At 71.7% G+C, this 21607-nt stretch carries 20 protein-coding genes; 4 read left to right on the top strand and 16 right to left on the bottom strand.

Annotated features, from left to right (window positions below; translation table 11 throughout):
* Positions 1 to 16: 16 nt before the first annotated feature.
* From KBY32_RS21670 to KBY32_RS21640, 7 genes are read right to left on the bottom strand one after another with little or no spacing between them, the layout of a single operon-like run.
* On the bottom strand, positions 17 to 1045 hold the full coding sequence (locus KBY32_RS21670) for a 2-hydroxyacid dehydrogenase (protein ID WP_210981256.1): 1029 nt from the start codon (positions 1043 to 1045) through the stop codon (positions 17 to 19).
* Positions 1042 to 2121 (bottom strand): ABC transporter ATP-binding protein, encoded by a 1080-nt coding sequence (locus tag KBY32_RS21665; protein ID WP_210981255.1) that lies wholly within the window; start codon positions 2119 to 2121, stop codon positions 1042 to 1044. Before KBY32_RS21665 ends, KBY32_RS21670 begins: the two co-directional genes overlap by 4 nt.
* Entirely contained in the window at positions 2099 to 2923 is an 825-nt protein-coding gene (locus tag KBY32_RS21660) for a DeoR/GlpR family DNA-binding transcription regulator (protein ID WP_210981254.1), read from the bottom strand. Before KBY32_RS21660 ends, KBY32_RS21665 begins: the two co-directional genes overlap by 23 nt.
* Positions 2920 to 4005 (bottom strand): ABC transporter ATP-binding protein, encoded by a 1086-nt coding sequence (locus KBY32_RS21655; protein WP_210981253.1) that lies wholly within the window; start codon positions 4003 to 4005, stop codon positions 2920 to 2922. Before KBY32_RS21655 ends, KBY32_RS21660 begins: the two co-directional genes overlap by 4 nt.
* Positions 4002 to 4832, bottom strand: a complete 831-nt coding sequence (locus tag KBY32_RS21650; protein WP_055623876.1) for a carbohydrate ABC transporter permease — start codon at positions 4830 to 4832, stop codon at positions 4002 to 4004. Before KBY32_RS21650 ends, KBY32_RS21655 begins: the two co-directional genes overlap by 4 nt.
* Positions 4829 to 5710, bottom strand: coding sequence for a carbohydrate ABC transporter permease (locus KBY32_RS21645; protein WP_210981252.1), 882 nt, complete (start codon positions 5708 to 5710; stop codon positions 4829 to 4831). The genes KBY32_RS21650 and KBY32_RS21645 overlap by 4 nt, the downstream gene beginning before the upstream one ends.
* A gap of 3 nt (positions 5711 to 5713) precedes the next feature.
* Positions 5714 to 7135, bottom strand: a complete 1422-nt coding sequence (locus tag KBY32_RS21640; RefSeq protein WP_210981251.1) for a sugar ABC transporter substrate-binding protein — start codon at positions 7133 to 7135, stop codon at positions 5714 to 5716.
* 171 nt (positions 7136 to 7306) lie between these two features.
* Here KBY32_RS21640 and KBY32_RS21635 point away from each other — a divergent pair, with 171 nt between their 5' ends.
* Together KBY32_RS21635 and KBY32_RS21630 are read left to right on the top strand one after the other, a co-directional pair.
* Positions 7307 to 8773, top strand: coding sequence for an FGGY-family carbohydrate kinase (locus KBY32_RS21635; RefSeq protein ID WP_210981250.1), 1467 nt, complete (start codon positions 7307 to 7309; stop codon positions 8771 to 8773).
* Positions 8770 to 9420 carry a histidine phosphatase family protein gene (locus tag KBY32_RS21630; protein WP_210981249.1) on the top strand — a complete coding sequence of 217 codons (651 nt, stop codon included), beginning with the start codon at positions 8770 to 8772 and terminating at the stop codon, positions 9418 to 9420. The genes KBY32_RS21635 and KBY32_RS21630 overlap by 4 nt, the downstream gene beginning before the upstream one ends.
* Before the next feature lie 205 nt (positions 9421 to 9625).
* Here KBY32_RS21630 and KBY32_RS21625 read toward each other — a convergent pair whose 3' ends face one another.
* From KBY32_RS21625 to KBY32_RS21590, 8 genes are all read right to left on the bottom strand, one after another.
* Complete coding sequence (locus KBY32_RS21625) at positions 9626 to 10267, bottom strand: superoxide dismutase (protein ID WP_210981248.1); 642 nt, start codon at positions 10265 to 10267, stop codon at positions 9626 to 9628.
* Positions 10268 to 10372: 105 nt separating this feature from the next.
* A complete protein-coding gene (locus tag KBY32_RS21620; RefSeq protein WP_210981247.1) occupies positions 10373 to 11764 on the bottom strand; it encodes an amino acid permease in 1392 nt (463 codons plus the stop codon).
* 121 nt (positions 11765 to 11885) lie between these two features.
* On the bottom strand, positions 11886 to 12782 hold the full coding sequence (locus KBY32_RS21615; RefSeq protein ID WP_115508647.1) for a TauD/TfdA family dioxygenase: 897 nt from the start codon (positions 12780 to 12782) through the stop codon (positions 11886 to 11888).
* Positions 12783 to 12826: 44 nt separating this feature from the next.
* Positions 12827 to 14167 (bottom strand): LLM class flavin-dependent oxidoreductase, encoded by a 1341-nt coding sequence (locus tag KBY32_RS21610; RefSeq protein WP_210981246.1) that lies wholly within the window; start codon positions 14165 to 14167, stop codon positions 12827 to 12829.
* 50 nt (positions 14168 to 14217) lie between these two features.
* Positions 14218 to 14931: an ABC transporter ATP-binding protein gene (locus KBY32_RS21605; protein ID WP_115508649.1), complete on the bottom strand. Its 714-nt coding sequence runs from the start codon at positions 14929 to 14931 to the stop codon at positions 14218 to 14220.
* On the bottom strand, positions 14907 to 15746 hold the full coding sequence (locus KBY32_RS21600; protein ID WP_210981245.1) for an ABC transporter permease: 840 nt from the start codon (positions 15744 to 15746) through the stop codon (positions 14907 to 14909). Before KBY32_RS21600 ends, KBY32_RS21605 begins: the two co-directional genes overlap by 25 nt.
* 5 nt (positions 15747 to 15751) lie before the next feature.
* On the bottom strand, positions 15752 to 16816 hold the full coding sequence (locus tag KBY32_RS21595; protein ID WP_210981244.1) for an ABC transporter substrate-binding protein: 1065 nt from the start codon (positions 16814 to 16816) through the stop codon (positions 15752 to 15754).
* A 225-nt stretch (positions 16817 to 17041) separates the two neighbouring features.
* The gene (locus tag KBY32_RS21590; protein WP_210981243.1) at positions 17042 to 18280 is read right to left on the bottom strand and encodes an ROK family transcriptional regulator; all 1239 of its coding nucleotides are present in this window, start codon (positions 18278 to 18280) and stop codon (positions 17042 to 17044) included.
* Between the two features lie 464 nt (positions 18281 to 18744).
* Here KBY32_RS21590 and KBY32_RS21585 point away from each other — a divergent pair, with 464 nt between their 5' ends.
* Complete coding sequence (locus KBY32_RS21585; RefSeq protein WP_210981242.1) at positions 18745 to 19326, top strand: biotin transporter BioY; 582 nt, start codon at positions 18745 to 18747, stop codon at positions 19324 to 19326.
* A 77-nt stretch (positions 19327 to 19403) separates the two neighbouring features.
* On the opposite strand, the gene KBY32_RS21580 is transcribed toward KBY32_RS21585, so the two are convergent.
* Positions 19404 to 20123, bottom strand: coding sequence for a hypothetical protein (locus KBY32_RS21580; protein WP_210981241.1), 720 nt, complete (start codon positions 20121 to 20123; stop codon positions 19404 to 19406).
* A 231-nt stretch (positions 20124 to 20354) separates the two neighbouring features.
* On the opposite strand from KBY32_RS21580, the gene KBY32_RS35470 reads away from it, so the two are divergent.
* Positions 20355 to 21607, top strand: a 1253-nt coding sequence (locus KBY32_RS35470) for a serine/threonine-protein kinase (RefSeq protein WP_247689814.1), incomplete at its 3' end; no start/stop codon positions are given.

Raw genomic sequence — 21607 nt, 5'->3', positions numbered from 1 at the left:
ACCTCCTCGCGTCCCGTCACGTCAGGCAGTGCGCCAGCGGCTCGCCGCGCACCCAGCGCCCCACCTCCGCCGCGGCGATCGCCGCCGCCTTCTCCGCCACCGCCCGGGACGCGCCGCCCAGATGCGGGGTGAGCACCACCCGGTCGGTGAGCGCGCGCAGCCGGGACCCGGCGGGCAGCGGCTCGGTCGCGTACGTGTCCAGGGCCGCCGCCGACACCTGCCCGCTCTCCAGCGCGTCGCACAGCGCGTCCTCGTCCAGGAGCGGGCCGCGCGCCGCGTTCACCACGACCGCGCCCCGGGGCAGCAGGGCCAGCTCCCGGGCGCCGAGCAGCCCGCGGGTCTCGTCGGTGAGCCGGGCGTGCAGGGTGATCGCCCGCGAGGCGCGCAGCAGCTCGTCGAGCGAGGCGACCCGCAGACCGTGGATCTCGCCCCGCACATACGGATCGTGGACCAGCACCCGCGCGCCGAACGCGCACAGCGCCCGGGCCACCCGGCTGCCGACGGCCCCGTAGCCGACCAGGCCGACCGGCAGATCCTCCAGCTCCAGACCGCTGTGCGCGTACGTGTAGTAGGTCGCCCCCTCCCAGCTGCCCCGCCGGGCGAGCAGGTCGTGGGCCTGCGGGATGCGGCGCAGCGCGGACAGCAGCAGCCCGACGGTGAACTCGGCGGTCGCGGCGGCGTTGCGGCCCGGCGCGTAGCAGACGCGGACGTCGTGCCGTTTCGCCGCGTCCAGGTTGACGTTGACCGGGCCGCCCCGGCACACCACGACCAGCCGCAGGGCGGGGCAGGCGGCCAGGACCCGTTCGGTCACCGGGCCCATCTGGGTGACCAGCACCTCGGCGCCGGCGAGCGCGGCGATCAGCTCGTCCTCGGCGTCGCTGGCCTCCGTCACCTCGGCCACCGGGCCGAACGGCTCCAGCGGCCAGCCGAGGGTCACTTCGGTCGTCTCGCAGTCGGCCTCCCGGGCGAGGGCCTCGCGGATCAGGGACGGCAGGATGAAGTGGTCGCCGGCGGCCACCACACGCACACGGTTCCCGTGGGTCATCGCAGGGAGTCTCCTGTCTCGGCGTCGAAGACATGGGTGAGGCGGGGATCGGCGGTGACATGGACGCGGTCGTCGTGGGCGAGCCGCACCTCGGGCCCGGTGAGGACCACCAGGGGCTGCTCGACGCCGTCGAGGGCGAGGGTGGCGAGGCCCGACTCCAGCAGCGGCTCATGGGCGACGACCCGGGCGGCGAGGCCGTCCTCGCCGCCGAGCGCCAGGTCCTCGGGGCGGATGCCGACCACCACCTCGCGGCCCGCCTCGACCGGCACCGGCAGCGCGAGCCAGGCGGTGTCCGACAGCCGGGCCCGGCCGTCGGCGGTCACCGTGCCGGGCAGCAGGTTGATGGCGGGTTCGCCGACGAAGTCCGCGACGAAGACGGTGGCGGGGCTGTCGTAGATCTCGTACGGGGTGCCGAGCTGCTGGATCACGCCGTCCTTCATCACGGCGATCCGGTCGGCCAGCGACAGGGCCTCCTCCTGGTCGTGGGTGACGAGGATGGTCGTATGGCCGAGGTCGCGCTGGATGCGCTTGAGTTCACGGCGGGTGGTGTCGCGCTGGGCGGCGTCGAGGTGCGAGAGGGGTTCGTCGAGGAGCAGCACGTCCGGTTCGCGGATCAGCGCGCGGGCCAGGGACACCCGCTGCTTCTGGCCGCTGGACAGCCCGGCCGGACGGGCGTCGAGCACCCCGGTCAGATCGACGCGTTCGGCGATCTCCTTCACCCTGTGGGCCACGTCCGCCCGGTCGGCGCCCTTGCGGGCCCGCAGACCGAACGCCAGATTCTCCGCGACCGTCAGCGGCGGGTACAGGGCGTAGTTCTCGAAGGCGACCCCGATGTTGCGCCGCCGCGCGGGGAGGCCGGCCACCGAGGCGCCGCCGACCAGGATGTCCCCGCCGGTCACCGTCTCCAGACCGGCGATCATCCGCAGTGTGGTGGACTTCCCGCAGCCCGACGGGCCGAGCAGGCCGAGGAGTTCACCGGAGCGCAGGGCCAGGTCGATGCCGCGGACGGCGTCCACGGGCGGACGGCCCCGCGCCCGGTAGGTCTTGCGCAGATCACGTAGCTCCAGCTCGGTCATCGCCGCCCCTCGTCGCGGGTGAAGTGCACACCTCGTAGCGGACCTTGTGCTCGTCCAGGTCCCGCAGGGCCTCCGGCGACGCCCCGTCGTCCACCAGCAGCAGATCGAAGCGGGACAGCGGGACCACCCGGTGCAGGGCGGCGCGGGCGAGCTTGGTGTGGTCGATCAGCAGGACGTTGCGCGCGGCCGCGCCGAGCATCGCGCGCTTCACCGACACGATGTGCTGCTCCTGGTGGTAGGCGTAGCCGCCGCGCACGGCCGACGTGGACGTGAAGCAGACGTCGACGCGCAGCTGTTCGATCGCCTCCACGCAGGACACGCCGAGGAACGACGAGTGCAGCGGGTCGTAGTCGCCGCCGAGGGCCATCAGCCGGATGCCGCGCTGGTCGGCGAGCAGGTTGATGGCCTCCAGGAAGTTGGTGACGACCGTCAGCGGGGTGATCTCGCCCAGCCGCAGCCCGCGGGCTATCTCCAGGGTGGTCGTGGAGTCGTCCAGCATGATCGCCATGCCGGGCTCGACGAGCCGCAGGGCCCGGTCGGCGAGGGCGGCCTTCTCGGCGCGCATGGTCTTCAGCCGGTACTGCACATTGGACTCGAACACGCCGGAGGGCTGCGCGGTGACGCCACCCCGGAACTTGCGCACGATGCCCTGCCGTTCGAGCTCGTCCAGGTCCCGGTGGATGGTCATCAGGCTCACCCCGAACCGCTCGGCGAGGTCGGCGGCGGTCGCCGACCCGTCGGCGAGGACCTGCTCGGCCATCGCGGCCTGACGGGCGGCGGGGCCCTGCTGTGCGTGGTTCATGGTCCGATCCTTCGTCCTGGACGCTCCGGCCGGTCGGCCTCGAACAGCAGCAGGTTCTCAGGCCGGACCGACAGTCGTACCGGATCGTCGGGCCGCAGACCGGCCGCCTCGCCGCGCGGGACGACGAGCGCCACATGCTGTGCGCCGAGCCGCACGGTGACCTCCACCGACCGGCCCAGCACCTCGGTGACGTACACCGTGCCGGTGAGCGTGTGCCCGGGGCCTTCGCCCAGCGCCAGATCGCGGGGCCGGGCACCGACCAGCACGTCGGTGCCGGGCGCCGCCCGCGCCCCCAGGGCCAGCTCGACCGCCCCGTCCGCGGACCGGAAGCCGCCGCCGGGCGTCACCGTGCCCGGCAGCAGGTTGATCCGGGGCCGGCCGAACGCCCGCGCGACCTCCGTGTCGTGGGGCCGGTACCAGATCTCCTCCCGGGTCCCGGTCTGCACGATCCGCCCGTCCCGGATCACCCCGATCCGGTCGCCGAGGGCCAGGGCCTCCACCGAGTCATGGGTGACGTACAGCGTGGTGGTGCGGCGCACCGACCCGATCGCCTTCAGCTCGGCCCGCATCTGCTGGCGCAGCTTGGCGTCGAGGTGGGAGAGCGGCTCGTCCAGCAGGAAGGCGCGGGCGGGGCGGACCAGGACCCGGCCGAGGGCGACCCGCTGGCGCTGCCCGTTGGACAGCTGCCCGACCGACCGGTCCAGCAGGCCCGCGATCCCCAGGAGTTCGGCCACCTCCCCGATCCGCTGGCGCGCGCGGGACGCGGGGAGGCGGTGGCGCGGCGAGCGGAGCGGGAAGGCGAGGTTGTCGTACACCGACTTGTGCGGGTACAGGGCGTAGCTCTCGAAGCACATGGCCACGCCCCGGTCGTACGGCTCGACACCGCGCTGGTCCTTCCCGTCGAGCTCGACGGTCCCGGCGTCGGGGACCTCCAGCCCGGCGACGGTCTTCAGCGTGGTGGTCTTCCCGGCGCCGGACGGGCCGAGCAGACAGAAGAACTCGCCCTCCCGCACGTCCAGGTCGAGCCCGTCGAGCGCCCGGACCGCGCCGAACGCCTTGGAGACACCGCGCAGCCGGATCACGACTTCACCGCCCCGAACGACAGCCCCCGCACCAGATACCGCTGGATGGTCAGCGCCAGCAGCAGCGGCGGTACGACGGAGACGAGCGCGGCGGCGGCCGTCAGGTTGTACTTGGGCCGGTCGCCGCCCAGGAAGGACAGCGCTCCGACGGTCACCGTCTGGGCCTCGCTGGAGGTCAGGATGAGCGGGAAGACGAAGTTGTTCCAGGCGAAGATGAACGCCAGCAGCGACACGGCCGCCACCCCCGGCTTGACCAGCGGCAGCGCCACCTTCACGAACGCCTGCTTGCGGCTGTAGCCGTCGAGCAAAGCCGCCTGTTCCAGCTCGGGCGTGAGGTCGGCGAAGTACGAGCGCATGATCCACACGATCAGCGGCAGCGTGACGAGCTGGAGCACCCACACCATGCCGACGTACGTGTCGAACAGCCCGAGCTTCTGGTAGAGCACGAACAGCGGGATGATCACGGTGAGTTCGGGCGCGAACCGGAACGACAGCAGCGTGAACATCAGGTTCTCCGAGCCCTTGAACCGCCAGCGCGCCGACGCGTACGCCGCCGGCAGTCCCACGAGGAGCGACAGGAGCACCGCGCCCACCGACACCACCAGGCTGTTGACGAAGAACCGCACGAACGGGATGCCCTCGCTGTCGCCGAGGACCGTGCGATAGCCGTCGAGGGTGGGGGAGAAGGAGAAGTAGGTGGAGAACAGCTGATTGGCCGGCTTCAGCGACAGGATCACCATCCAGGCGATCGGGAACAGCGCGAAGACGAAGTAGAGGATCAGGGCGGCGTCCGCCAGCCACCCCAACAGGCGCCTGCGCAGGGTCATTTCGCCTCCGCCGCCTTCCGCTGGATCTTCCCGAGGTGCTTCACCAGCACCATCGCCGCGAGGTACACCACGGCCCACAGCACGATCGTGTAGCTGATGCCGAACGAGTAGCGCTGGAAGCGGATCGCCTCCAGGTAGGCCCGGATCTGCAGGACGACGGTGGAGTCGCCCGGCCCGCCCTCCGTGAGGGCGTAGATGATGTCGAACACCTTCAGCGAGTCCATGAACCGGAAGATCACCGCCACCAGGACGTACGGCCACAGCATCGGCAGGGTCAGCCGGCGGAAGGTGTACCACCAGCCGGCCCCGTCGACGGCCGCCGCCTCGAACGGCGAGGTGGGCAGGGAGCGCAGTCCGGCGAGCGCGAGGATCGCCACGAACGGGGTGTAGACCCAGACGTCCACGGCGATGGACGACAGCAGGGCCCCGGTCGGGGTGTCCGTCCACTGCACACCACCCAGCCCGAAGGGCCGCAGCAGATGGTTCACCACCCCGACCGACGGCTGGAGCATCAGCTTCCAGATGATCGCCGCGATCACCGGGGCGATCATCAGCGGCAGGATCAGGATCTTCTCCAGCACCCGCCCGATGACCGACGACCGGTGCAGCAGCAGGGCGACGGACACCCCGAGGACCGTCTCGACGGCGGCGGCGCCGACCGCGTACAGGACCGTCACCCAGGCGGAGTTCCAGAACGCCTCCTGGGTGAAGACGGTCGTGTAGTTCTCCAGCCGCACCAGGTCCGGCTGCGGCTTGCTCGCCGAGAAGTCGAACAGCGTGTAGTACAGGCCGAGCCCGAACGGGTACAGGATCCCGCAGGTCAGCAGCAGGGCGGGGACGATCAGGAGGTACGGGCGCAGGGCGGGCCGCCATCCCATCGGCTAGCCCACCTTGTCGGCGAGGTCGCCCGCCAGGCCGTTCAGCACCGACTTGGCGTTCTCGCCGCCGTAGATCTCCTGGAGGGCCGCCGCCCAGCTGGTGGTGGCGTCGAAGAACTGCTCCTGCGGGGTGAACTGGATCTTCGTCTGGTCGACGACCGTCTCGAACGTCTCGATGAAGCCCGGCAGATGCTTCATCTTGTCCTTGTACGCCGGGTCGTCGGCGATCGACCTGCGCACCGGGTCGATGTGGTTGTGCGTGATCGCGCTCCTGCGCAGATGCTCCTTGCCGGTCGCCCACTGCAGGAAGAGCCAGCTCGCGCTCTTGCGCTTGCTCCTGGCGTTCATACCGAGCGACCAGATCCACATGTTCGTGGCCAGCGAGCCGTCCGGCCCCTTCGGACCGGGGTGGAAGGCGATCTTCCCGGAGGCCGGGCTCGCCCCCTCGACCGCCTGGAAGTAGGCGGCGGTGTCCGCGTCGAACAGCATCCCGGCCTTCCTCGCGCCCAGATCGCTGGAGCACTGGTACCAGGTGTACGACGTCCACGACGGCGGGCCGCCCTGTTTGACCATGCCGGCCCAGTCCCGGGTGAACGCGACGGCCTCGGGGCTGTTCATCGCCGGGGTGAGTTTTCCGCCCTCGACCGTGAAGTCCTTCAGGCCGTTGCGCGCGTACATCGTCATGAAGCCGGGGTGGATCGTCGCCCAGCTCCGCGAGCCGCGCACGGCGATCCCGTACATGCCGTCGAACCCGGCGCCCGGCGCCTTCCGCTTGATGGTCCCGGCGATGTCCCGCAGCTCGTCGAAGGTCTCGGCGGGCCTGAGGCCCAGCTTCTTGAAGACCTCCGTGTTGTAGGCGACGACGTTGGTCTCCCAGCCCCACGGCAGCGCGTACTGCCCGCCCTGCCCGAGCGGGGCGCCCGCCTTGAGGGACCACTGGTCGGCCTGGAGGAGGTTGGGGAAGAAGTCGGCCTGGTCCCATTCGGCCGCTGTGGCCGAGGAGTTGCGCATCCAGGGGCCGAGGTCCTCCAGCCAGCCGGGCGGCCCGTACTGCCACACCATGTACGCGCCCAGCATGAAGACGTCGTAGGAGGCGCGTCCGCTGGACAGGTCGACGGTGAGCTTGTCGAAGTAGTTGTCCTCGGGGAAGACGTCGTACTCGACCTTGATCCCGGTCTTCTCGGTGAACGACTTCAGGTCGGCGATCAGGGCGTCCGTGTACGGGTGCTTGTTCAGCAGCGCCTTGACGGTCGTGCCCTTCTCCCGCTTCCAGTCGAAGGAGCCGGTGACGTCGTCCGCCGCCGAGCCGTCGCTCTTGTCGTCCCCGCCGCCGAAACCGGTCCCGCAGGCGCTCAGCAGCGGGGTGGCGGCCAGGGCGGCGCCCAGCGCCAGGAAGCGCCGGCGGTCGTGCGCGTGCGTGTCCATCCGTGACCTCCACGTGGGGGCTCGGGCCATCCGGGTGCGAGGGGTTGCAACACGGCGAGTCGACTCGTTAACAGAGGGTGGAACCACGGAAGTTGGGCGTCAATCCCTCGCGCACGGGAAAATATCGGTGCAGAGTGAGAAGTTAACGTTTCCAACTGTGCGGGAGGCCGGATGGCGGACCGGGACGAGGCGGCCTGGCTCGGGATCGACCTGGGCACCCAGAGCGTGCGCGCCCTGCTGGTCACCGGGGACGGCACGGTCCTCGGCAGCGGCTCGGCGCCGCTGGCCGGCCGGCGCGACGGCGTACGGCACGAACAGGACCCGGCGTCCTGGTGGGACGGCCTGTGCGCCGCCACCCGCGCCGCCCTGCGCGGCCGGACCGGCACCCCGATCGGCGGGCTCGCGCTCTGCGGGACCTCCGGCACCGTGCTGCTCACCGACGGCGCCGGCCACCCGACGAGCCCCTCGCTCATGTACGACGACGCCCGCGCGACGCAGCAGGCGGCGCGGGCGCGCGCCGCCGGGCTCGCCGTGCAGGACACCTGGGCGCTGCCCAAGGCGCTGTGGCTGACCGAGACCCACGGGCCGGGCCGCATCACCCACCAGCCGGACCTGATGGTCCTGCTCCTCACCGGCGCGCTGCCCCCGGCCGACTCCAGCCACGCCCTGAAGACCGGCTACGACCTGGAGCGCGGCGCCTGGCCGGACGCGCTGGCCCGGCTCGGCCTGCCCGACGAAGCCGTCCCGGACGTCGTGCCGCCCGGCACCCGGCTCGGTGAGGTGTCCACGTCCGCCGCCGACGCCACCGGCATCCCCGCCGGCACCCCCGTCATCGCCGGTATGACCGACGGCTGCGCGGCCCAGATCGCCTCCGCCGCGCTGCGCCCCGGCGCCTGGAACTCGGTACTCGGCACGACGCTCGTCCTCAAGGGCGCCTCCCTCACCCCGGTCCGCGACCCGTCCGGCGTGGTCTACAACCACCGTGCCCCCGACGGCAGCTGGCTGCCCGGCGGCGCCTCCAGCGTGGGCGCGGGCGTCCTCACCGCCGCGTTCCCCGGCGCCGACCCCGCCGTCATGGACGAGCGGGCCGCCGCCCACGAGCCCTCCGGCGCCGTCACCTACCCGCTGGTGTCACCCGGCGAGCGGTTCCCGTTCCTGGCCCCCGGCGCCACCTCGCTCGTCCTCGGCGAACCGGAGTCCGACGCCGACCTGTGGGCCGGGCTCCTCCAGGGCGTCGCCTTCGCCGAACGCCTCTGCCTGGACTATCTGCACCACCTCGGCGCCCCCGTCGACGGCCCGCTCACCTTCACCGGCGGCGCCGCCCGCAGCCCGTACTGGAACCAGCTGCGCGCCGACGTCCTCGGCCGGCCCGCCCGGGTGCCCCGGCAGACCGAACCGGCCCAGGGCATGGCCGCGCTGGCGGCGTACGGCACGGGCGCGGCGCCGGCGCTCACGGACGCCGCCGAGGCCATGGTCCGACTCGGCCCGCCCGTAGAGCCCCGCCCCGGCCGCACCGCCCGCTTCGCCGAGCCCTACGCCCGCCTGGTCGACGAACTGATGGCCCGCGGCTGGCTCCCGCCACCGGTCGCTGCGCACGCACACGCCCGCCTCGACGACGGGGATACTGCCGACTCATGACGACGAGCTCGAGCACGACGCTGCTCCTGGCCCGGCACGGGCAGACGATCTGGCACGCCGAGAACCGCTACGCCGGGATCAGCGACGTGCCCCTCACCGACACCGGGCGCGCCCAGGCCGAGGCACTGGGCCGATGGGCCGCCGCCCACCCGGTCGACGCCGTCTGGACCTCGCCGCTGTCCCGGGCCGTCGTCACCGCCGAGCCCGCCTGCCGCGCCCTCGGCCTCACCCCGCACCGCGAACCGGGCCTGCGCGAATGCGACTTCGGCGTCCTGGAGGGCCGTACGCTCGCCGAGTTCGCCGCCGAGCACCCGGCCGCCGCGGAGGCGTACCGCGCCGACCCGGTGGCCCACCCGTTCCCGGACGCCGAGGACCCGACGGCCGCCGCCCGTCGCGGAGTCACCGCCTTGCGGGAGATCGCCACCGCCCACCCCGGCGAACGGGTGCTCGTGGTCGCCCACAACACCCTGCTGCGGCTGGTCCTGTGCACCCTGCTCTCGATCCCGCCCCGCGAGTACCGCCGCGTACTCCCACGCCTGCGCAACACGGCCCTCACCGAACTACGCCTGACTCCGCAGGGACAGGCGGCACTTCTCTCCCTGAACGTCCCCTGCGAACCGGACCTGCGGAGCACGATGACCCCATGACGGAGATCGACTGCCGTTGTGGCGCCCGGAGCCCGGCGCGGGGCACTCCGTCCGATCGGCCGGCACGGCGGGCTCGCCCGCAACCCCTGGTGCCTCTGACGCCGGAAAGCCCCCGCGAGTCACGTCCTCGCGGGGGCCTCCGTTTCTTCCGCCTGCCCTGCGTGAGCGGTGAGAAGACGATCACGAGGCAGGACGACTCACGGGATCAGGGGGCCAGCAGCAGCGCGTCCGTGCGGGAGCGGGCGGCCGTGTAGCGGGCGGCGACGTCCTGCCAGTTCACGACCTGCCACATCGCCTCGATGAAGTCCACCTTCTGGTTGCGGTATTGCAGATAGAAGGCGTGCTCCCAGGCGTCGAAGACCAGGATCGGGGTGGCGCCCTGGCCGACGTTGCCCTGGTGGTCGTAGACCTGCTCGACGATCAGCCGGCCGCTCAGCGGCTCGTACGCGAGCACGCCCCAGCCCGAGCCCTGTGTGGTCGCGGCCGCCTTGGACAGCTGGGCCTTGAAGTGGGCGAAGGAGCCGAAGGATTCTGCGAGGGCGTCGGCGAGCTCGCCCACGCCGTCCTTCTCCAGCGGCTCACCGCCGCCGTCGCCGGACATGTTCCGCCAGTAGATGCTGTGCAGGATGTGCCCGGACAGATGGAAGGCCAGGCTCTTCTCCAGCCCGTTGATCGACCCCCACGCCTCCTTGTCCCGCGCCTCGGCCAGCTGCTCCAGCGTGTCGTTGGCTCCCTTGACGTACGCCGCGTGGTGCTTGTCGTGGTGCAGCTCGATGATCTCGGGGCTGATCACGGGCGCGAGCGCGGCGTAGTCGTAGGGCAGGTCAGGGAGTGTGTAGACGGGCATGGAGGTCCCCTCGGCTCTCTTGTTGCAAGTAGCTTGCAATAACAAGCTAACAGCAAAAAGCCCCCGTGTGGATCACACGGGGGCTTCGCCGGGGGAGCGGACCGGTCAGCTCCGGGCGCGCGAGCGCTGCCAGGCGTAGCCGACGGCCGCCAGGACCAGGGTCATCGCGCCGGTCGAGTACAGCTGCACCCGCGTGTCGGCCTCGCGGGCCATCAGCACGAAGATCGCTGCCATCCCGGCCAGGGCCACCCACGTCAGCACCGGGAACGCCCACATGCGCACGACCAGCTTCTCCGGCGACTCACGCTCCAGACGCTGGCGCAGCCGCAGCTGGGACACCGCGATGAAGATCCAGACGACCAGGATCACCGCGCCGATCATGTTCAGCAGCCACGGGAAGACGTCGTCGGGACGCCAGTACGACAGGACGACGCACACGAAGCCGAAGACGGACGACGCGAGCACCGCGATCCTCGGCACACCGCCCGCGACCTTGCCCAGCCCCGCCGGGCCCTGGCCGCGCTGGACCAGGGAGTAGGCGATCCGCGAGGAGCCGTAGATGTTGGCGTTCATGGCGCTCAGCAGGGCGACCAGGACCACCACGTTCATCAGCTGCCCGGCGCCGGGGATGCCCAGCCGGTCGAGGGTGGCCACGTACGGGCCCTTCTCGACGACCGCGGCGGAGTCCCAGGGGACCAGGGTGACCACGACCGCCATCGAGCCGATGTAGAACAGGGCGATCCGCCACATGGCGGTGCGCACCGCGCGCGCCACCCCGCTGACCGGGTCCTCCGACTCGGCCGCGGCGATGGTGACGGTCTCCATGCCGCCGTAGGCGAACACCGACGCCAGCAGGCCGATGATCAGTCCCTCGGTGCCGTTCGGCAGGAAGCCGCCCTCACCGGTGAGGTGTGCGGTCCCGGGCGCGTCGGTGCCGGGCAGCAGACCGGCGATGGCCAGCCCGCCCAGCACCAGGAACAGCGCGATCGCGCCGACCTTCAGCGCGGCGAACCAGAACTCGAACTCGCCGAAGTTCTTCACCGCGGCCAGGTTCGCGCCGCAGAACACCACCATGAACAGGGCCACCCACGCCCACTCCGGGGTGCCGGGCAGCCAGCCGGTGACGATCTTCGCCGCGCCGATGCCCTCCAGCCCGACGGCCGTGCACAGCAGGACCCAGAAGGACCAGCCGGCGGTGAACCCCGCCCAGGGGCCGATCGCCCGCTCGGCGTGCGCGGAGAAGGAACCGGAGGAGGGATACGCGGCCGACATCTCGCCGAGCATCCGCATCACCAGCATGACGAGGAGGCCGGAGACGACATAGGCGACGACGATCGACGGTCCGGCGGCGGCGATGCCCGCACCGGACCCGACGAACAGCCCGGCGCCGATGACACCGCCGAGGGCGATCATCGACAGATGGCGCTGTTTGAGGCCGTGGGACAGGGGGGCGTCGGCCGCCTTCGCGGGCGTCGACTCGGTGGTGCTGTTCTGCATGGGCGCGGCTCGTCCAATGCGTGAGAGGGCAAAAAACCCCCACAGCATGGGCAGCCTCTCCGCTCAGGAGGAGAGGCTGCCCACTATGCGGACACCGGCCGCACCCTGTGTGATCCCTGTGTCACGCGGCGACCGGCGTGTAGTGCGACGCGTCCCCCTCGATCGAGTAGCTCTCCTTCCCCTCGATCCCGGCCGGCACGTCACCGGCGACGGTCACCCGGTGCAGCCGGCGCGGCAGACCGTCGTAGTTGTCGACCGCGTAGTGCTGGGTGATGCGGTTGTCGAAGACGACCAGCTGGTTCTCCGACCAGCGGTGGCGCAGGATGTTTTCCGGCCGGGTGACGTACGCCTGCAGCAGGTCGAGGATCTTGCGGGACTCGCCCGGCGACAGACCCACGATCCGCTGGGCGAACCCGCCGATGAACAGACCGCGCTCCCCGGTCAGCGGGTGGACCCGCACCACCGGGTGGACCGTGCGGTACGTGATCGACGTGAATTGGGCGCGCTGGGCGGCCTGCCGCTCGTCGATCTCCTCGTCCGGCACCGCGTAGTCGTAGTCGTTGGTGTGCTCCGCCCACAGGGTGTCCGCCAGATTCCGGAGCGGTTCGGGCAGCTGGCGGTAGGCGGCCGCCGCGTTGGCGATCAGCGTCTCGCCGCCGTACGGCGGGAGGGTGATGCTGCGCAGGGTCGTGGCCTGCGGCGGGTTGAGGACGAAGGTGACGTCGGTGTGCCAGTGGTTGGCGGCACGGCCCCGCTCGCTGTCCACGGGCAGCACGTTCGGGGCGCCGGCGATCGAGGAGACCGTCGGATGGGCGGTGGTGACGTCGCCGAAGTGACGGACGAAGTCCTGGTGGGTGGCGTCGTCCAGGTTCACGTCGTCGAACACGAGCGCCTTGTGAGTGTTGAGGGCCTCGCGCAGCGCGGCGACGGTCTCCCCGTCGAGCGGCCGGGAGATGTCGACGCCGGACACACGGGCTCCGATGTGCGCGGTGACCTTCTGGATCTCGATGCCTGACACGGGCGTGTCCTTTCGGTAGGGGTGACTCGGGGGACTCGGGTGACTCAGACGAGGGCGTTCTCGCGGACGGTGTACTGGTTGGCGGGGCGCGGCAGGCCGTACCGCTCGCGCAGCGTCCGGCGCGGCCCGTACGCGGTGCGCAGCAGACCGCGCTCGCGCAGGATCGGCACCACGTGGTCGACGAAGGCATCCAGACCGGACGGCAGCACCGGCGGCATGATGTTGAAGCCGTCGGCCGCTCCCTGCGTGAACCACGTCTCGATGGCGTCGGCGACCTGCTCCGGGGTGCCGGCGAAGGTGAGGTGGCCGCGCCCGCCGCCGAGCCGCCCGATCAGCTGCCGGACCGTGAGGCGTTCGCGCCGGGCCAGCTCCACGACCAGCGTGTACCGGCTCTTGGCGCCCTCGACGGCGTCCTCGGACGGCAGGTCGGCGGGCAGGGGGGCGTCCAGCTCCAGGGAGCCGGGCTCCAGCTGCAGCAGGCTCTCCAGCCGGGCCACCCCGTGCGTGTGCACGATGTGGTCCTCCAGCACCTGCTCGGCGTCCCGCGCCTCGGCCTCCGTGGAGCCGATCACCGGGACGATGCCCGGCAGCACCTTGATGTGGTCGGGGTCCCGGCCCGCCTCGGCCGTACGGGCCTTCAGGTCGGCGTAGAAGGCCCGCGCGTCCTCGATGGTCTGCTGCGCGGTGAACACGGCCTCCGCGTAGCGCGCGGCGAAGCGCTTGCCGTCCTCGCTGGACCCGGCCTGCACGAGCAGCGGGTAGCCCTGCGGGGTGCGCGGCACGTTGAGCGCCCCCTGGACCTGGAAGTACGTCCCCCGGTGCCGCGGCGGATGGATCTTCGCGTCGTCGCCCCACACCCCGGCCGCCTTGTCGGCGACGATCGCGTCGTCCTCCCAGCTGTCCCACAGCTTCTGGGCGACGTCCAGGAACTCGGCGGCCCGGGCGTACCGTTCGGCGTGCGCGGGCTCGGCGTCCAGGCCGAAGTTCCGGGCGGCCTCGGCACCGGCGGTGGTGACGATGTTCCAGCCGGCCCGGCCGCCGCTGACGATGTCCAGCGAGGCGAACTTGCGGGCCAGGTTGTACGGCGAGTTGTAGGACGTGGACGCGGTGGCGATCAGCCCGATGTGCTCGGTGGCCGTCGCCAGCGCGGTCAGCAGCGTCAGCGGCTCCAGGGCGCCGGCGGGCCGCTGCGCGAGATTGCTCCACAGCTGCGGGCCGTCGGCGAGGAACAGTGAGTCGAAGGTGCCGCGCTCGGCGGTCCGCGCCAGCCGTACGTAGTGCGCGAGGTCGACATGCGCGTACGGATCGCTCTCCGGGAGCCGCCAGGAGGCCTCGTGGTGGCCGGTGTTCATGAGGAAGGCGTTCAGATGGAGCTGTCGGGTCATGGGAGTCCTCGGTCGGGGGGAGAAGGGGGCGCGATCGTGGGAGCCGGTGGTCACCTCGGGTCCTCGGTCACGCCGAGCGCCGCGAGCAGCCGTTCCCGGTACGCCGACCGGGGTGTGTCGCGGTCGATCGTCACGTCGAGCGCAATCCGGCCGTGCTCCAGGACGAGCACCCGGTCGGCGAGCACGATCGCCTCGTCGACGTCGTGGGTGACGAGCAGGACGGACGGGCGGTGGCGCTCCCACAGCTCCCGCAGCAGGTTGTGCATCTTGATCCGGGTCAGCGCGTCCAGCGCCCCGAACGGCTCGTCCGCGAGCAGCAGTTCCGGCTCGCGCACCAGGGACCGGGCGAGCGCGGCCCGCTGCGCCTCACCGCCGGACAGCTCGTTCGGCCAGGCCCGTTCCCTGCCCTCCAGACCGACCTCGGCGAGGGCTTGGCGGCCCCGCTCCGCCGCGTCCTTGCCGTCGAGGCCGAGGAGGACGTTGTCCAGGACCCGGCGCCAGGGCAGCAGCCGGGAGTCCTGGAAGACCACGGAAACCCGCTCGGGGGCGGTGAGTTGTCCACTGCCGGTGACCTCGTGGTCCAGGCCCGCGACGGCCCGCAGCAGCGTGCTCTTCCCGGAGCCGCTGTGCCCCAGCAGCGCCGTGAACTGGCCGGCGGGCAGATCGAGGTCGATGCCGTCGAGGACCGTCCGTCCGTCGAACGACCTGGTCAAGCCGCGCAGTTGGACGGCGGGACGGGTCAGCTGCTCAGTGTGCGGCGCCACGACAGCACCCTCCGTTCGATGAGGCGGACAGCGGTGTCGGAGACCAGGCCGAAGATGCCGTAGACGACGAGCCCGACGAGGATGACGTCCGTCTGGCCGTAGTTCTGCGCCTGGAACATCAGATAGCCGAGGCCGCTGGTGGCGTTGATCTGCTCGAGCACCACCAGGCCCAGCCAGGACCCGGTCACGCCGAGCCGGAGCCCGACGAAGAAGCCGGGCAGCGCGCCCGGGACGACGATCTGCCGGATGAAGCGGAGCCGGTTCAGGCCCTGCACCTCGGCGAGTTCCACGAAGCGGCTGTCGATGCCGGACAGCGCGGCATGGGTGTTCAGATAGATCGGGATGTAGACGACGATGGCGATGATCGCGATCTTGAAGGTCTCGCCGATGCCCAGCCACAGGATGAACAGCGGGATGAGACCGAGCGTCGGGATGGCCCGGTTGAGGTTGACCGTCCCGTCGATCAGCGCCTCCCCGGTCCGGGTCAGCCCGGACGCCAGCGCCAGGACGACCCCGGCGGTGAGCCCGATGACGAACCCGGTCGCGGCCCGCTGCAACGACGTCAGCACGTCGTCCGGCAGGGTCCCGTCCGTCCACAGATGGGCGCCGGTCTCGACGACCGTCCAGGGCGCCGGGATCGCGCCGGGGTCGAGGGCTCCGGCGGCGGAGGCGGCGGCCCACAGCACGACGAGCAGCAGGGGGCCGGCGAGCCGGGCGGCGGGGAGGCGGCGGCCGGGGGTCAGGGGGCGGCGCCGGCGGACGCGGCGGTCCGGCCCGGCGAGGGGTGGTGCCTCGGGAACGGTCGTGGTGGTCATGGCGGTCACCTCCGGTATTCCGCGGACACGGCCTTGGCCGCGATGCCCTCGAAGCGGTGGTCGAAGAGCTCGCCGACGTCGAACTTCTTCACGAAGCCGCCCTCCGCGAGCAGATCGGCGGTCTCCTGCTCCCACTCGATGGCCTCGCGCCAGTTCGGCGGGAACAGCGGCTTGTTGGCGAGCTCCGTGATCGCCTCGGCCTGCGCCAGGCTCAGGTTCTGCGTCTTGACGTAGAACTCCCGGTTCCAGACGTCCGGGTGCTCGTACGCCCACACCTGGCCCTTCGCCCAGTACGGGATGTAGGCGGCGACCGCGGCGGCCTTCGCCTTGTCGTTCAGCACCGAGACCGGCGCCCACAGCAGGCTGAGCAGGTCGACGACGTCGGTGGGGATGGTGCGGGCGCCCTTGCCCTCGTACTGCTTCAGATACGCGGGGGCCTGGCTGTTGGCGAGCGGGGCGATGTCGACCTGGCCGGACTGCAGGGCGGTGAGGAACTGGTTGCTGGTCAGCGGCACCAGCTCCACGTCGTCGTACTTCAGGCCCGCCTTCTTCAGCGCCCGCAGCAGGACGACGCCCTGCGCCTGGCCCTGGGAGAACGCCAGCCGCCTGCCCTTGAAGTCCGCGACCGTGCGGATGTCGCTGCCGGGCTTGGTGGCGAAGAGGTAGTTCGGCTTACGGGTGATGTTGATCGCCACGATCTTCGCGTCGAAGCCCTGGTAGTACGCCTGGATCGGCGGGATCCCCGCGTTGTTGGCCAGCTCCAGCGAGCCGGATCGGAAGGCGTTGATGACGTCGGGACCGGCGCCGATGTTCAGCCAACTGCTCACCTTGAAGGGTGGGTCGCCCAACTTGGCGAGCTTGAGCTGCAGTTGCTGGGTGTCCTGGTACGAGGCGATCTTCAGCGAGGTGCCCGCGGGCACCTTGGCGGCGAGCGGGGCGGTCGAGGCGCCCTCACTGCCGGCGGCCGCGCTGCCGGCGCAGCCGCTGAGGCCCGCGACACCGGCCACGGCACCGAGCGCCGAGGTCAGGAAGAACCGCCGGTCGACACCGGACACGGGGGAGGAAGGCATGGGAGGACTCCAGAGGGAGATGGAAAGGGAAACCGGAAAAAGAGCATGCGGAATTCAGGGAGCGGGCCGGAAAAAGGCCGGGAAAAGAGAATTCACGCAGGGGAGGATGAGCGCTTCACACGCGGCGACGTGTCAGCAACAGTGGGTGCGACAGCTCACGAACAGGCTCATGACCAGCATGTTCCCGTTCGCGGGTGATCGCTGTCAATATTCGGAGTTTCTGAATTAAATAACCTCAGGTGAAACGCCCGAGGGCACACCCAGAGGGTCCCGGTAGAGCACGTCCAGAGCCACCGAACCGCCCGCCACCGCCAGCACGGAATCCGGGAAACCCGACGGCACGACCGACGCCGCGCGCCCGTCGCCCACCGCCGCGCGCAGCGCCCCGAGACAGTCCTCACGGCTGAGGACACCGATCTCCGTGACGACGACGGTCTCCGGGTTGAGCACGTCGAGCAGCAGCCCCACCGCCCGGCCGGTCGCCCGCGCCCGCTCGGTCAGCAGCCGTACGGCCGTCGCGTCCCCGTCCCGGGCCGCGCGCACCACATGCCGGGGGTTCCAGCCGCCGATGACGCCGGCCGCCCGCGCCCGGCGGCACAGCGTCCGCTCGCTCAACTCGGCCTGGAGGCAGCCGGTCCGGCCGCAGGCGCACCGCTCCGTGCCGCCGGGCACCGGCAGATGGGCGATCGCGCCGGCCTGCGACCGGGGACCGTGGTGCACCTCGTCGTTCGTCGCGAACGCCGCGTCGACCACGTTGCCCACGAACAGGTGCAGCACACTGCGGCTGCCACGCGCCCGCCCGAACAGCCGCTCCGCGTTCACCAACGCCCGCGCGTGCCCGTCCACATGGACCGGCAGCCCGGTACGCGCTTCGAGCACCTCGCGCACCGGCACCTCCCGCCAGCCCAGCAGCGGATGCTCGACGACCGCCCCCGAGGCCCGGTCCACCCAGCCCCCGGCCGCGAAGCCGACCCCGAGCGGCCTAACCCCGGGCCGCTCGCCGAGCAGCGCGGCCAGCGTCCCGGCGGCCCGGTCCAGCACGTCGTACGGATCGGCCGGACCGGAGTGCGGGATCTCCCGGTGCGCCACGACCCGGCCACGCAGATCGAGCAGCGCCACCGTGGTGTACGGCACCGCCACATGCACCCCGCCGACCACCAGCCGTGAGTCGTCCAGGTCGACCGGTACGTGCGGGCGCCCGACCCCGCCGGACGGCCGGGGCGCGGCCGCCTCACGGATCAGGCCCAGCCCGGCGAGCCGGGCGCAGTGGCCGGTCACCGACGCCGGGGACAGCCCGGTCAGCCGGGCGATGGTGCTGCGCGCCACGGGCCCGTGCTCCAGCACGGACCGCAGGACGACGCTCGCGCTGGTCCGCCGCCGGTCCGGGTCGGCGACCCGGGGAATCGGGGACGAGGAGAGGGTGGTGGAGGGGGACGACAGGATGGGTGCCGCGGTACGGGGCATGGGGGAACTTCCTCGGGATCCGGTCCGACACTGCGCCGTGGAGAACGGCGAGCCGGGCCGGGTCACCCGGGCCGGCTCACCCCGGACGGCGACAGGCGGCGGCACCCACGCGTCGCAGGTCGACATGGCGACGCGACGTGAAGTTCCGGGACTGGGCGACCATGCGTTCGAAGCTAGCAAAGCGCGCCGGTGCTGCCCAGACGGCGACCGACGGGCGAGACGGTTCTTCATACGCGGGCAACATGATTGGTGGAACCCTACAGACGGCCCGGACCCCCGGCCTGTGAGCCGAACGTCCCTGCCTCAGTGACCGGCATCACCCCGGACGGTGTGTACGGCACCTCCTTTGTCCGGAGCCCACCAAGCCCATGATCCCGCCTTTGTCGACCACTGACGGTGAGGGAGCGGAACACCCTGGGATAGCGTCACAGCGTCCCGTACCGCCCTCACTCCGCGGAGTCCCCATGAGCACCGCCGCCGCAGCCCCCGCACGCACCGGACAGGTCCTCGCCGACCTGCTCCCCGCCTCCCGCGTCCGCGACATCGCGCTCGTCGCCGGCGGTGCCGCCCTCACCGGCCTGGCCGCCCAGATCTCCGTGCCCGTGCCGGGCTCCCCGGTCCCGGTGACCGGCCAGACCCTCGCCGTGCTGCTGGTCGGCACCGCGCTCGGCGCCGGCCGCGGCTTCCTCTCGCTCGCGCTGTACGCGCTGGCCGGCATGGCGGGCGTGCCGTGGTTCGCGCAGGGCACCTCGGGCGCCACCGCCCCGTCCTTCGGCTACATCCTCGGCATGATCCTGGCCGCCACCGTCGTCGGCGCCCTGGCCCGCCGCGGCGCCGACCGCACCGCGCTGCGCACCGTCGGCGCGATGCTGCTCGGCGAGGCGATCATCTACGCCGTCGGCGTCCCCTACCTCGCCCTCGCCACCGGCATGTCGGCGTCCGCCGCGATCGCGGCCGGCCTGGTGCCGTTCCTGGTGGGCGACGGGGTGAAGGCGGCACTGGCGATGGGCGCGCTGCCCACGGCCTGGAAGCTCCTGGACCGCTGACGCGACGTCACCCTGGACGAGAGGCTCGCCGGGCGCACACGCGACCGGCGAGCCTCTCGTCCTTTCCGTTCCGCCTCTCAGCCCTGCGGGGTCCGCCGCAGCTGCGACCACCACAGGCCGGCCGCGCCCACCGCGAGCAGGGCCGCCCCGGCCGCGCCCAGCGGCAGGACGTCACGGGCGAGGCCGGTCTTGGGCAGTTCGTCGGCGCCCGGCGCCACCGGCTTGTTGTCCGTGCCCAGCAGCAGCGGTGTGGCCGGGGCGTCCGGTGACGGATTGGTCGTCCCGAACGGCACCGGGCCCTGCTGCCAGTACGTCTTCTTGCCGTCCCCGGTCTGGACGGGCAGGCAGATCTTGCCCTCCTTGCGTACGTCGAACGTCGCGTCCACGGCGTACGACTTCGACCCTCCCGCGGGGAGATTGTCGAGCGGGCAGGCGAAACCGCTGTTCGAGCCCTCGGGGAGGGCGGCCTTGTCGATGGCCGAGCAGCCCTCGACATTCTTGACCGTCAGGCCGTCGAACCCGACGACCAATAGCTGGATCTTTCCGCTGTCCTTGGTCCCTTCGTTCTTGACGGTGGCAGTGATCCCGGTTTTCTGCGAACTGTTGTCCACCGAGATTTTCTCGGGCAGTTCGGTGGTGAGCTTCACTCCCGCCGGTGCCTCGTCGATGACCTTTCCCCCCTTGCTGCTGCCGGGTCCCTGGTCATCCGCACTGGCGGTGAACGAGAAAATCATCACTGCCGAGAAAGATGTCGCGACCAGCGATCCCGCGATGGCCGTCGTGCGACGAGAACTCATGTTCGTCCCCCTTGCCTGCGCCTGAATTCGCAGTACTTGAAGAGCTACCACAAGATTTCTCCGCACTATGCTGGTACGGCCTGAAGTGTGACCATTGTGTTTCAATGGCGGATGTCCGATGCGGCATCGAGGGGGTGCAGCGGATTGCCGGGGAATACGAGAAGCGGTGGGGTTCCGGGTTTACTGGTGACGGGGCGCTATCGATTGGTCGAGAGTATCGGCCAGGGGGGAATGGGGCGGGTGTGGCGGGCGGTCGACGAAATGCTCGACCGGCTGGTCGCCGTCAAGGAAATGCGGATAGACGGCCTCGATCCCGAGGACACCCGCACCCGCCGTGAACGCACCCTGCGCGAGGCGCGGGCGACGGCCCGGATCGACCATCCCCATGTCGTACGGGTCTACGACGTCGTCGACGAGGGTGAACACCTCTGGATCGTCATGGAGTTGGTGGCCGGCCGCTCCCTGGAACGCATCATGGCGGAGGACGGCCCGCTGGGCCCCGCCGAGACCGCCAGGATCGGCCTCGGCCTGGTGGCGGCTCTGCGGCAGGTGCACGCGCGCGGTGTGCTGCACCGGGACATCAAGCCGGGGAACGTCCTGGTCGAGACGGAGGCCGCACGCGGGCGCGGGCGGGTGGTCCTGACGGACTTCGGCATCGCGGCCATCCAGGACGCCAAGGCGCTCACGATGGTCGGCATGCTGGTCGGCTCCCCCGACTACATGGCGCCCGAGCGCATCTCCGGGCGCCGTCAGGGGCCGCCGTCGGACGTCTGGTCCCTGGGCGCGACCCTGTGCGCGGCCCTGGCCGGCCGCTCCCCCTTCTCCCGCGACACGACACTGGCGACACTGCACGCGGTCCTCTACGAGGAGCCCGAACTCCCGTCCACCGCAGGCCCCTTGCGCCCCATCCTCACGGCCCTCCTCCAAAAGGACCCCTCCGCCCGCCCAACCCTGGACACCCTGGAGTCCTCCCTGCACCCGGTGGCCTCCCCACCCCCGACACCCACAGTCCCGGTCCACCCCGTGGCCGTTCCGCCTCCGCGCCCCGACGCTCCCCAGGCAGCCGCCCTCTCGACGACGGAGGGCTTCGCCCCCGCGCCGCACCCGGCTTTGGAGCAGGCGGGCGGCCAGGGCACCGATACCGCGGCGCGGGGGAACGCCGTATCTGGACAGGGTCTGGTGGGCGCCGCGCCACCGGCGCCGGAGGCCGTACCTTCCGAGACACCGGAAACTTCCGGTACGGCGCCGACCTGGGCCGGAGTCCCCGCGCCCGAGCCGGGTGCGATCGCCGAGGGGCCCTCTGTGCCGGGGCCGCCCGGTGCGGAGTCCGCATCCGGTGTGGCCACACCCGCACCGCCCACCCCGGACGCCCCCCGGGCCCCCGACCCCCGCCTGCCGAACGACGTGCACGACGCCGTCCCGACCAGGCGGGCGCCCGACTCCGAGCCGGACCACCAGGCCTCGACCCCGGCACCCCCGGCGCC

This window comes from Streptomyces sp. RK62, from assembly GCF_018070255.1.
GTDB classification, from domain to species: domain Bacteria; phylum Actinomycetota; class Actinomycetes; order Streptomycetales; family Streptomycetaceae; genus Streptomyces; species Streptomyces nigra.
This window is presented reverse-complemented; position numbering and strand designations above follow the sequence as displayed.